Annotated in this window: 10 protein-coding genes; 4 read left to right on the top strand and 6 right to left on the bottom strand. The window is 48.7% G+C overall.

Going from position 1 to position 12,314, the window contains the following annotated elements; all coding sequences use genetic code 11:
* Window positions 1-44 precede the first annotated feature (44 nt).
* Both MED92_RS11245 and MED92_RS11240 read left to right on the top strand, forming a co-directional pair.
* On the top strand, window positions 45-1,559 hold the full coding sequence (locus tag MED92_RS11245; RefSeq protein ID WP_007021666.1) for a PAS domain-containing sensor histidine kinase: 1,515 nt from the start codon (window positions 45-47) through the stop codon (window positions 1,557-1,559).
* On the top strand, window positions 1,559-2,173 hold the full coding sequence (locus MED92_RS11240) for a response regulator transcription factor (RefSeq protein WP_007021665.1): 615 nt from the start codon (window positions 1,559-1,561) through the stop codon (window positions 2,171-2,173). The genes MED92_RS11245 and MED92_RS11240 overlap by 1 nt, the downstream gene beginning before the upstream one ends.
* A gap of 44 nt (window positions 2,174-2,217) precedes the next feature.
* Here the strand turns inward: MED92_RS11240 and MED92_RS11235 are convergent, their stop codons facing one another.
* Genes MED92_RS11235 through MED92_RS11210 form a run of 6 tightly spaced genes read right to left on the bottom strand, consistent with a single transcriptional unit; the run spans window position 2,218 to window position 7,930 of the window.
* A complete protein-coding gene (locus tag MED92_RS11235; RefSeq protein ID WP_007021664.1) occupies window positions 2,218-3,012 on the bottom strand; it encodes an alpha/beta fold hydrolase in 795 nt (264 codons plus the stop codon).
* Window positions 3,012-3,434 (bottom strand): PaaI family thioesterase, encoded by a 423-nt coding sequence (locus tag MED92_RS11230; protein ID WP_007021663.1) that lies wholly within the window; start codon window positions 3,432-3,434, stop codon window positions 3,012-3,014. Before MED92_RS11230 ends, MED92_RS11235 begins: the two co-directional genes overlap by 1 nt.
* Window positions 3,435-3,460: 26 nt before the next feature.
* Window positions 3,461-3,889 (bottom strand): PaaI family thioesterase, encoded by a 429-nt coding sequence (locus tag MED92_RS11225; RefSeq protein WP_007021662.1) that lies wholly within the window; start codon window positions 3,887-3,889, stop codon window positions 3,461-3,463.
* 14 nt (window positions 3,890-3,903) lie between these two features.
* Window positions 3,904-5,559 carry an AMP-binding protein gene (locus MED92_RS11220; protein WP_007021661.1) on the bottom strand — a complete coding sequence of 552 codons (1,656 nt, stop codon included), beginning with the start codon at window positions 5,557-5,559 and terminating at the stop codon, window positions 3,904-3,906.
* 57 nt (window positions 5,560-5,616) lie between these two features.
* On the bottom strand, window positions 5,617-6,762 hold the full coding sequence (locus tag MED92_RS11215; protein WP_040662634.1) for a CaiB/BaiF CoA transferase family protein: 1,146 nt from the start codon (window positions 6,760-6,762) through the stop codon (window positions 5,617-5,619).
* 10 nt (window positions 6,763-6,772) lie between these two features.
* Window positions 6,773-7,930, bottom strand: coding sequence for an acyl-CoA dehydrogenase family protein (locus MED92_RS11210; protein ID WP_040662784.1), 1,158 nt, complete (start codon window positions 7,928-7,930; stop codon window positions 6,773-6,775).
* A 343-nt stretch (window positions 7,931-8,273) separates the two neighbouring features.
* Here MED92_RS11210 and MED92_RS18590 point away from each other — a divergent pair, with 343 nt between their 5' ends.
* Window positions 8,274-10,832 (top strand): bifunctional diguanylate cyclase/phosphodiesterase, encoded by a 2,559-nt coding sequence (locus MED92_RS18590; RefSeq protein WP_007021658.1) that lies wholly within the window; start codon window positions 8,274-8,276, stop codon window positions 10,830-10,832.
* 109 nt (window positions 10,833-10,941) lie between these two features.
* Window positions 10,942-12,312 carry an ABC transporter substrate-binding protein gene (locus MED92_RS11200; RefSeq protein ID WP_154715212.1) on the top strand — a complete coding sequence of 457 codons (1,371 nt, stop codon included), beginning with the start codon at window positions 10,942-10,944 and terminating at the stop codon, window positions 12,310-12,312.
* Window positions 12,313-12,314 lie beyond the last annotated feature (2 nt).

Below are 12,314 nucleotides of genomic sequence, written 5' to 3'. Positions count from 1 at the left end.
ATAAGAGTCATAAATTTGTAGCAGGGATTTCCCGCAGGTTTCAGATGATAGACAACACCCAAGAGCTGGCAGCATGCCGAGAAGAAGCTGACCGTTATCGCTTATTGGTGGAGCAATCCACCGATATGATCTCCCGGCACACGCCGACCAAAGAGTGGACTTACATAGACGCAAGCCCTGCGGTAGAGCTTGTGGTTGGCTACAAACCGGAAGAGATCATCGGCATGGCCGGGTATGAACACTTCCATCCTGAAGATGCCGACAACCTGTCCAGACGCGATGACAGTGTTCGCTATCGGCAGGGGGTGTACACCAACGTGTACCGCTACCGGCATAAACAGGGCCATTACATCTGGCTGGAAACCACCAGTAAGGTGATCCGAGATGAAAATGGTAAGTCTAAGGAGATTATCTGCGTATCCCGTGATGTAACGGAACGAGAGGAAGCTCAACGCGATATGCGCCGTTTGGCCCGCGTAGTAGAAGCTGCATCAGATATGATCATGTTCTGTAATCATGAGACACATAAGCTAACCTATCTTAACGAATCGGCCTACCACACCCTCGGCAGTGAAAAAGACACGCCGGTTATCTACTACCTGAACCAGCTATTTGCCGAAGATGTTCTGAACACACTGGTCAAAGACGCATTGGAACATGCCTCGCTGCATGGCGTCTGGTACGGCAGTATCCCGATGCAACTGCCCGAAAACCTCAACCGTGTTGCGGAAGTACGTGAGATTATTGCCCACCGTAACCGCCGCGAGAATGACAAGGTCGAGTACTACTCCATTATCGGTCGTGATATTACCCTGCGCCGTCAGGCCGAAGAGGAAGCGAAACGTCACCAGTTAGAGCTGGCCCATATGTCGCGGTTACTTTCGGTGGGCGAAATGGCAACCGGCCTGGCCCATGAAGTGAACCAACCACTGGCAGCGATATTAAATTACTGCCACGGCACACAACGCCGTCTGGGCGAAGGGGTAGATGACCCGGTACAAACAGTTTCCAATTCCATGAAGCTGATTATGAAGCAGGCGAAGCGAGCTTCAGAGATCATCAAGCGGATGCGTTCCTTTGTTCGTAAAACCGATTATCAGTGTATTGAGTTTTCGGTTAACGACAGCTGTCGTGAAGTCAGTGCTTTCCTCTATCAGGAAGCGTTAGATCACAATATCACCTTCGATTTCCATCTTGGCGAGGGGCTACCAGATCTTGTAGCGGATAAAGTTCAGATTGAACAAGTACTGCTCAACCTGATGCGAAACGCAATAGAAGCTTATAGCGATTGTAAGAAGGCATACAGACCCGTTATTATCTCCACCCATACTACCGAAGGTTACATCCACGTTTCGGTAGAGGACAAAGCAAAAGGGATTAGCCGCGAAGGACTGGCTAATCTGTTTGAGCCGTTCTACACCTCAAAATCCACAGGATTGGGTATGGGCTTATCCATTTCCCAGACCATCATCGAAACACATGGTGGGCAACTCTGGGCGGAAAGTGACGGCGAAACAGGGACCCACTTTTATTTGAAATTGCCGTTAAGAGAACAATAATGCAAGCAAATGTTACTGGTACTATCTACATCGTTGACGACGACGAAGATTTTCGTGACTCAATGCAATGGCTGCTGGAATCAGCCAATCACAAAGTAATCACTTTTCCTTCAGCACGTGATTTTCTGGATGACTTTGATGGCGAAATCGGCTGCATGCTATTGGATGTACGTATGCCCGAGATCAATGGTCTTGCGTTGCAGCAGATTATGCAGGATCGCGGCATCAATATGCCGATCATCGTGATCTCTGGTCACGGTGATATTCCGATGGCGGTCAGTGCCATGAAGCAAGGCGCGATGGATTTCCTTGAAAAGCCGTTCGATGGTGATGTGCTACTTCGCCTGGTAAGCCGTGCCCTGACCAAAGCCAACAAAGCCAAAGATGAGCAGGGAGCGCAACAGGAAGTCCTGGATTGTTACGCTAACCTAAGCCGTCGTGAGAAAGAGGTAATGGCACTTGTGGTTGCGGGTAATGCAAACCGCCAGATCGCCGAAGAGCTGGATATCAGCCCGAAAACGGTTGAAGTACACCGCTCTCGCGTCATGAGTAAGATGCGGGCAGGCAGCTTGCCAGAGCTGGTAAAACAGGCCTCAATGATTGGCGATGCTTAAAAAGATGGGGTGCAAACAAACTTTTGCACCTCATTTCTTTTCCGCTAAAGCTGGTCCCGAATAAAACCTTCCATCACTTCAAGAACCGCTTCTGGGGCTTCCAGGTGTGGCACATGCCCGCAGTTATCCACATAACAGGGTTGAGCGTGATCACCAATACCTGAACAGATATCAGTCACCTGTTCAGGAACACCATACTGATCCTGTTTTCCCTGAATAATCAGCGATGGGCAGCGAATATCCTTCAGCCAGGGACGGAAATCCATATTCTGATGGCAGCTTTCGCGTAACCAGGTTTCCGACCAGGCACGGAACAAAAGATCGGTCCGCTCACCATGATAACGTGCCAGACGCTCAGGCAGATTGGTTGTCTGATACAGCTCGACCGCTTCTCGGATCCCTTTTAAAGTCAGGTGATCCGCATAAATATGTGCCGCTTCGGTGATCATCGCCACGACACGTTCGCCAAGTGTTGCAGCGCCAATCAGCGCTACCGTTCCACCGTCGCTGTGGCCGATCAAAATCACTTTATCGATCCCTGCAGCATCCAGTGTTTCAGCCAAACGCTGCTCTCCCTCCGGAACCAGATAATCATCTGCCCGCGGCAGAGTTATAGGTGATGATTCACCATAACCAAGGCGTTCATTAACAAACACATTACAGCCTAGCTGCTCAGCCAACTGCTCCGGAAACGTTTTCCACATCCGGATATGACCCAAGGCTTCATGGAGAAACACCAGTGTAGGCTTCCCTGCACCCTGTGAATGAATTCCGTGCTTAGCATGAATCTTCTGCCCATCCGGCAGGGTGAGCATGCGATCTGCCCAGGAAATAGCCATTAACGCTTCTCCGGAACAGGAATAGAGTAGGTCATCGTTGCGTGAGCCACCGGGTCTTCATCGCCATCGGAAAGAATTGAGACTTCACCCACTCCTAAGCGTTTGCCCACTTTAAGCATCTTCGCTTCGGCAATGATATCTGCATCGGCTACCGGTTTACGCAGGAAGTTAATATTCAGGTTGGTCGTCACCGCCAAAGGTACCGGGCCGATTTTACTTAGCAGTGCGGCATAGATTGCCACATCTGCCAGCCCCATCATTGCAGGGCCTGAAACAGTCCCACCGGGTCTCAGATGCTGGTCATCAACGGGCAGGCGCATTTTTGACGTGCCCTCGCCCAGATCCAGTAACTCACCATACTGAGCACCTTGTGGAAAATGCTCCTGAAGGAAAGCCTGCATCTGCTTAAAATTCATCTCCATAGATCCACCCCAATCTATCGAATTAATTAGTCAACATTCACCACTGCCAGGGTTACCGTTGCTTTAGCCACCAGCTTGCGCTCTTTTCCTACGGTATAAACTTCGCCTTCGGCCACGCTTAGCAGGTTGCCCTGTTTAATGACTTTGGCTTCACATTCGAGGATTAGCCCTTGAGCCGGGCGCAGCAGGTTCACATTGAAGTCGGCGGTTAATACACGTTGCCCTGGCCCTATCAAAGTCGCAGCAGCTGTGCCACAACTATGGTCAGCCAATGTCGCCTGGACACCAGCATGGACAAAGCCATCCTGTTGTTTATGGTTTTCGTTCAGGACTATCCGGGTTCGGCAAAGACCGGGGCTGAACTCAACCAGTTCAGCACCCAGCAATCGGATAAAAGGTGCCTGATCGAAAACCCGGCGAGTTTCTAACTCATAATCCGGGTTTTTCGGTTTCATATGCACCTCAGAGGTTATGCGTTGGCATCGCTCTCATCACGGGCTTTATTACGCAGAATAAAGCGCTGGATCTTACCACTTGGTGTTTTTGGCAGTTCATGCATGAACTCAATTTCACGCGGGAAGGCATGCGTAGACAGGCGGTCACGAACCAGCTGTTTCAGCTCATCTTTCAGCTCGTCGGTTGGATCGAATTCACGCTTAATGACCACGTAAGCTTTGATGATAGAGCCACGTTTTGGATCTGGCTTACCGATAACACCCGATTCAGCAACTGCATCGTGTTCAAGCAGTGTACTTTCTACATCCGCAGGCCCTACACGGTAACCCGCCGTAGTGATGATATCGTCATCACGACCGGTGAAGGAGTAACTGCCATCACCGTGGCTCATGACTACATCACCGGTGAGGTAGTATTTGCCGTGGAACGGGTTCTTTTCCTGCCAGGTGTAGCCCTGGAAGAAGAACAACGGGGAGTTATCCACATCCACCGCCAACTGGCCTGTTTCGCCTTCTGGAATCTCGTTGTAATCACCGTCCAGTGCAACAACACGGTGACCCGGCATAGAGAAGCCCATCGAGCCGACACGTACCACATCTTGCTTCAGATCGTGATGGTTACATGCAGTCATACCTGTTTCAGTCTGGCCGTAGTGATCCATTACCGGGCAGCCCAGGCGCTTATCAACCCAGCTAATAACTTCTGGGTTCAGCGGCTCACCCGCACTGCTCGCAACACGCAGGTCAAACTTATCATCAGCACCCAATACATCATCGTTTGCCATCAGCATACGATAAGCTGTAGGCGCTGCGGCCAGGTTAGTGATGTTGTACTTGCGCAGCATGTCGTAAGTCGTTTCCGGCGTAAACGCGGCCTCACAGAAATGAGTCGTGTTACCTAATAGAAGTGGACCAACAACCGCATAGTAAAGACCATACGCCCAACCTGGATCGGCAACGTTCCAGTATGTATCTTCAGGACGAAGACCAATCGCAAAACGCATATAGACATAGAAAGAAAGGATCGCACGGCTAGGTACCGCAACACCTTTTGACTTACCTACCGTACCTGATGTGAACATCTGCAGGAATGGATCGTCTTTACCTACTTTAACCGGTGCAAAGTCTGTTGACTGAGTATCTACTTCTGCTGCGAAATCACGATCAGCCGCGTATTGAGCATCTGCCGCTGCTCGGTTTACCGTCAGAATAGGAGGGCAACCGGTCACATCATCCAGCTTATGACGGTTAGCAGGATCAGTTACAACCAACTTAGTGCTCGCCTGCTGAACACGATATTCAATCGCACCAGGGCCAAATGCGGTAAACAGCGGCTGATAAACAGCACCCGCTCGCAGGGTACCCATGATAACAACCAGTAGTTCTGGTGTACGTGGCAGCAAAGCAGCAACACGATCACCTTTACCAACGCCCTGGGATTTGAGGAAATTAGCGAACTGAGCAGCTTTTTCCTTAAGCTCAACAAATGTCAGTTGCGAAGCTGGACGCTCAGCACCTTCATATTTGAGGGCAACTCGATCTCCTTCTGCCCACTTATCAACGATCTCTTCGCAGACGTTAAAGCCATCTTTGAGATTACCGATCATCAGCTCTTCAATCATGGCCGGATCAAACTTATCGTAATAGCTCTGATAGTTTTCCGTAGTCATTTTATTTCTCTCATAGTTATCATTGTTATTCTTTAAACTCGACAGGCTCAAAGCCCCTTAGCCAAACAAACCAGCCTGTCGAAAGCTCTCTAACTCTTCTTGTTTCAGCCCGGTACGGGCCATTACTGCTTCAGTATCCTGACCGCGCAAAGGTGCACTTTCAGGCATCACTGGAATCTGATTATCAAAACGAATTGCCGGCGCGATCTGTCGCTCTCCCTGAGCACTTTCAAGAATCATATTGCGGCTATGGAACAGCTCATGCTCCGCCGCTTCCTGCATGCTAAGCACCGGTTCAACACAAGCATCCACTTCAGCAAAGCGCGCCTGCCACACCGCAAGCTCTTCGCTGATAAAGATCGCCTGTAGACGGATCTTCAGCGTCATATCATCCAGGCAAGCCAACTCAGTCGCCTCTAGTGTTTCCAGCAACCGCTGCTTGAACTGAGGTTCCAGACTGCCTACCGCGATATAACGTTGATCCTTGGTCTGGTAGTAATCATAAAAACCACCACCATTCAGAAAATGGGTTTCATAGGACTCTTCCGCGCCGCCATTCAAAGCGCCTGGCGCTAAGAGCGCCTGAAGTGCCATGCTGTTATCCGCCATAGAGATATCGATATGCGCGCCATCCCCGCAACGGTCACGTTGAATGACTGCCGATAGAATCCCAATCACCGCCGGATGGGAGCCCGCAGCCACATCAGCCACCTGCACACCTAACGGCGCTGGGCCATGGGCAGCACGCCCCATATGGCTGGCACATCCAGAAAGTGCAAGAAAATTAAGATCATGGCCTGCACGCTCCGCATGAGATCCGGTCTGGCCGTAGCCGGTAATGGAGCAGTAGATCAAACCCGGTTTAATCTGCTTCAGCGCTTCATAACCCAAACCTAGCCGATCCATCACACCCGGCCGAAACTGCTCGATCACAATATCGAACTCATCCAGCAGGCTGTGGATAACAGTTACCGCATCAGGGTGTTTCAGATCGAGAGTGATCGACTGCTTACCGCGATTCAGATAACGAAACGCCGCAGACTGACCATCAATCTGCGGCTGCATATTACGAACCAGGTCATCTCGGGACGGCGACTCAACACGCACAACCTCTGCCCCTAAGTCCGCCAGCAACATCGTTGCGTAGGGTCCCGGCAACAGGGTTGAGAAGTCGAGTACTTTTAGCCCGGATAGTGGTTTCATCGGCTCTGACCTAGCTGTGTTCACGCAGAATTTCACGAGCGATGATCAGGCGTTGTACCTCACTGGTACCTTCGTAAATCGAGGTAATGCGCACATCACGCGCAAAGCGCTCCAGCGGGTACTCTTGCATATAGCCGTAGCCACCCAGTAGCTGCAGGGCGCTATAACAAGCCTGGTTAGCTTTCTCGCTGGCAAATACTTTTGCCATCGAAGCTTCTTTAGCAAAAGGTAGCCCACGCTCTTTACGATCCGCAGCGCTCATCAATAACAGTCGAGCAGCTTCCAGCTCCGTATAGCGATCAGCAATTGTCCACTGCAAACCCTGGAAATCTGAAATCGGACGGCCAAACTGCTTGCGTTCAGTTGTATATGCCGTCGCATAACCCATCGCTGCAAGGCCTACACCCAAAGCAAGGGAACCAATGCCGATACGACCACCCGCCAACTCAGCTACTGCGAGACGGAAACCATCATTGAGTTTGCCTAGAATCGCTGATTCAGGCACTTCAACATTATCGAAATGAACTTCGTTCGTTGCGGAACCGTGTTGGCCCATCTTCTTCTCAGCGGGGCCAACAGTGATACCCGGCGCATCAGCATCTACCAGGAAGCATGTGATGCCTTTGCCTTTTTTCGCTTCCGGATCAGTCACGGCCCATACCACGAAGACGCCAGCAAACTCAGCGCTGGTAATCCACTGTTTAGTACCGCTAATGGAGAAACCATCAGCAGTTTTCACTGCCTGGGTTCGCATTGAAGCCGGATCAGAACCCGCCCCCGACTCCGTCAGACAGAAGCTGCCTGCTGCAAATTCACCACTGCAGATCAGTGGTAGATACTTGTTCTTTTGCTCTTCCGTTCCCATTGCCTGAATCACTTCAGCAACCATGTTGGTTACCGACATAGTGACCGCAGTGGATGCACAAGCACGGGCAATTTCAGTCATCGCCAGGCTGAATGACACAACACCTGCTTCGGTGCCACCGTATTCACCCTGAATATTCAGTCCCATGAAGCCTAACTCAGCAAGCTTCTTACAATTGGCCAGCAGAATGGATTTATCTTTGGTCTGGTCCAGTTTTTCAGCAACCGGAGCCAATTCAGACTCAGCAAAACGTTTAGCTGTATCCTGAATAAGTTGTTGTTCTTCTGTTAGTGAAAGATCCATAAGGGTTTCCATGTAGGGGTTTACCCTAATCTATACCCTATATTTATCGTTTCGTAAAGCGTAAAGTGAATTGAAGGGGACCAACGACCACAGGCCAAAAATGCTTTCTGGCTGTTTAATTATGAGCATTTGCCTACACAATCGCAGCAAATTCACCCACATTAAAAAATCAAAAGCGCCTTTTCTAGAGATGATTTTTCAGTTGAAAAACAATGATTCAATTCGTTTTCCTTCACTACTCTGATTATTGACTAAACTAAGGAATTGAACTCACACAGCAGTTATAGAGCAGAAGTAACGCACTTCTATCATTAAAGCCAATGCTGTCAGTAAGGGAAGATGTATGACAGAGAGATCCGTTAATCCTCTATTTTCAACAGCGCTATGGTTACCTGCTGCTTTAGCTTCAATTTTTCTCCTTATCATCGCCCAGTTCAGTTTTCTTTTCTTTCACACCCTTGCCGAATTTTTCTCGATCATCGTCTCTTTCGTGATGTTCGCCTTTGCATGGTCAACACGACGCTTTATTCGCAATAACTTTCTACTGTTTCTCGCCTGCGGCTATTTCTGGGTCGGCGCTCTCGATCTATTACACACCTTAACCTACAGAGGGATGCAGCTATTAAATGAGCACCACACCCATGACGACATTGCCATTCAATTCTGGATAGGTACTCGCTATCTGGAAGCTTTAATACTTTTATACTCACCCTTTGCCGCCAGACAGAAGGTCCGAGGCAAACCGATCTTCTTTCTGTTTGCCTGCATCAGCCTGATCATTACCGTTCTGGTTTTTAATGATCTGTTTCCAAGAACTTTTATTGATGGGGAGGGGTTAACCGACTTTAAAATATACAGTGAGTATCTGATCGATCTGATTCTGTTAGCCGCATTAATTTCATTATTTCGCTGTGGGGAAGGGATTCGCTATAGAGAAAAACAATTGATTGCTGCGTCTATTGTCATGACGATGCTTGCCGAATTAGCTTTTACCTTTTATGTGAGCGTGTATGGGCTATCAAATATTGTTGGCCACCTATTCAAACTTGCCTCTTACTGGCTGATCTTCAATGCCATTGTTATTTCGAACATTAAGAAACCTTATTCAGAGCTGCTAGCAAGCGAGCGGCGCTTTCGCCGCCTCTTTGAGAATAATGAGGTCGCTCTTTGGAATGTTGATCTTTCCGGTGTTCATGGAGAACTGGAGAATTTAAGAAAGCGCGGGGTTACTAATTTACGCCAGCACCTTTACGAGAACAGAGAGATCGCGCCAGCCTTAGCAGACACCATTCATATCACGGATATTAATACTGCAAGTTTAGAGCTGTTTTCAGCAGAAACAGACCTAGACCCAAGAGCACAATCCGAGCAACTGATGCGAACACTACCAATGAGCATGTTTGTCGAACAGCTCTGCGCGATTTGGGAAAGACAGCCGAATATCCGCCATGAAGTCGTATTCCGAAATGTCGATAATGAAGAGCTTGCCGCTATTGTCTCTTTTCAGATTCCCGAAACTATTCTCGAGTATGCAAATGTCCCCGTCAGCGTGGTTGATATTACCCAACGCAAGCAGGACGAACAGAAGATCTGGCGCCAAGCCAACTTTGATCAACTAACCGGACTAGCCAACCGAAACTATTTCACCGATAGTTTATCTCATACGATTGATTTGGCTGAGCGACAAGGGGATAAGTTTGCCCTGCTTTACATCGACCTTGATCGGTTTAAACAGGTTAACGATACCCTTGGCCACTCAATGGGCGATAAGCTACTCAATGATGCTGCAAAACGACTCAAGGAGAACAGCCGCAAGTCGGATATTATTGCCCGCCTTGCCGGTGATGAATTTGCTATTTTGCTATCTGGCACAGGCAGGCCCGAAGTTATCGAGCCCTTGGTAACTAAGCTACTCAATTCTTTAGCTGCGCCTTATGATCTGTCAGGTAACGAAACCACCATTTCAGCCAGTATAGGTATTGCCCTCTTCCCCGAGGATGGCTGCGAGGTGGCAGACCTCCTTCGTAAAGCCGATAGTGCAATGTATAAAGCCAAAGAGGATGGCAGAAATAACTTCCACTTCTTTACCGAAGAGATTGAGAAAGAAGCACTTCGCAAACGACAGCTAGAGCAAGATCTGAATCGAGCGATCGAGAACCAGGAATTCGAGCTATATTATCAGCCAATCGAGACACTTGATGCTGAGGTTATATCTGCAGAAGCATTGATCCGTTGGAATCATCCGCTACGCGGGCTCGTTTCACCGATTGAATTTATTCCTTTTATGGAAGAGACCAGCCTTATAGCTCCCCTAGGTGAATGGATATTAAAACAAGCCTGTCAGGATGCGATGCATTGGGATCATCATTGTTCTGTCCCCCCCAAAGTCTCGGTTAATATTTCTACACGTCAGTTCCAGAACCAGAATATGCCAGCGTTAGTAAAACAAATTCTGACAGACACTGGATTATCCGCAGATCGACTGACACTAGAAATAACAGAAAGCCTGATGATTGATGATGAAGATTCAACGATCCACCAATTAAACAGTTTACGGTTAATGGGCGTTGCCCTATCAGTCGATGACTTCGGTACCGGATATTCATCTTTAAGTTACCTAAAGAAATTTCCCGTTTCCTATCTGAAAATTGACCGATCTTTCATACAGGGGCTTCCCAATTGCCAGGAAGATTCAGCATTGGTAGAAGCGATATTATCAATGGCTGAAAGCCTTCGTCTGCAAGTAGTTGCTGAGGGCGTCGAAACATCAAGTCAGGCGAATTACCTGGCTTCCCTCAAGTGTCGCTATATTCAAGGCTATTGGCTGAGCAAACCAATCCCACAGCATGATTTCTGTAACTATCTGAATACTAAACTGAATAGCCATCAATCGAGAACCTGATCTGAGACAGAGAATGGTTGAACACTGGTTAAAAAACCAACGGCAAGGGTGGTTGAATGACCATTCATATCATAAGATTTACTAATTCTTCGCTGATAGAGTTCACAATGTGAAAAGATTCACTTTGATATCAGCCATGATCCTTGTGGCTGTTGCGACAGCTATTTTAATTATTCCCTCACCCACGCCGCATGGTGGAGAGGCGCGTGTTTTTATTGAACAGAAACCCGCACCCAGCCTCAATATTCTCTGGGCTGAATGGAAACCCGCAGACTATTTGCAAAAGCTCACCCGGGAATTTTCCAAAGAGACCGGCATCGAAGTAAACATCACCCAACGTTCCTGGTCTGACTGGCAGCAACATTTCGCCAACGAAATGGGCCATAAAAGCCAACGCTATGACATGGTGATTGGTGACTCACAATGGCTGGGGTACGGAGCGGAGCAAGGCCACTATGTCAATCTGACCCACTGGATGAAACGCCACAGTGTTGAAGAGCAGTTCATCAGCACGGCTCTCAAAGGCTATTCCGAATATCCCAAAGGCAGTAAAAGGTATTGGGCGATTCCGGTAGAAGGCGACGCCATGGGCTTTGCATACCGTAAAGACCTCTTCAATGATCCAGCAGAAAAAGCCGCCTTTTCGGCTCGTTATGGCTATGAGCTGGATGTTCCCAAAACCTGGTTTCAGCTCAGGGATATCGCTGAATTTTTCTATCGACCGGCAGAAGACCTATGGGGGCTTATGGCATGGCAGGAGCCCTATTACGATGGACTGACAATGGCTATGCAGACTCTACTCTGGGGCTGGGGGGCCGGACTGGGTGATCAGGAAAGTTATCAGGTTAAAGGGATTCTGAACTCTGTGGAGGCGGCTGAAGCATTGCTGTTTTATAAACAACTGGTTCAGCTAAGCAACCCGGACTGGCGAAATTATTACCTTGATACCGAAGCCAGCTCAAACAAGCCCATGATCGAGGGTAAAGTCGCCATGACTATGGTTTATTTTGCGATAACCCCCGAACTGCTTGACCCTGCTAAAAACCCTTATGCCAATGAAATGGGGTTCTTTTCAACGCCAGCGGGTCCCGCAGCACGTGCAACTTCCCTTGGTGGGCAAGGAATCTCTCTGATCAGCTACTCTAAAAAGAAAGAGTACAGCTTGCAGTTTCTGGAATGGTTCATTAGCAAAAAGACTCAGGAGAAGTGGTCTGAACTAGGTGGGCTGAGCTGTCACATAGAGGTGCTCAAATCAGCCAGGTTCCTGGATGCATCACCTATGCATCAGGCCTTCAGCGAATCTTTTGAGTTTGTCGAAGATTTCTGGGCGGTGCCTGAATACGCCGAACTGTTAAAGCAATCCCAGCAACATTGGAGTTTTTACCTGAATCACGACAGTATCTCGGCAAAAGATACTCTGGATAACTTAGCCCAGGAGTGGGAGCAAACCTTTGAACAATCCGGTTACTACAGAGAGTAATC

Source organism: Neptuniibacter caesariensis, from assembly GCF_000153345.1.
GTDB classification, from domain to species: Bacteria; Pseudomonadota; Gammaproteobacteria; order Pseudomonadales; family Balneatricaceae; genus Neptuniibacter; species Neptuniibacter caesariensis.
The sequence above is the reverse complement of the archived record's forward strand: the minus strand, read 5'-3'. Positions and strand labels throughout refer to the sequence as shown.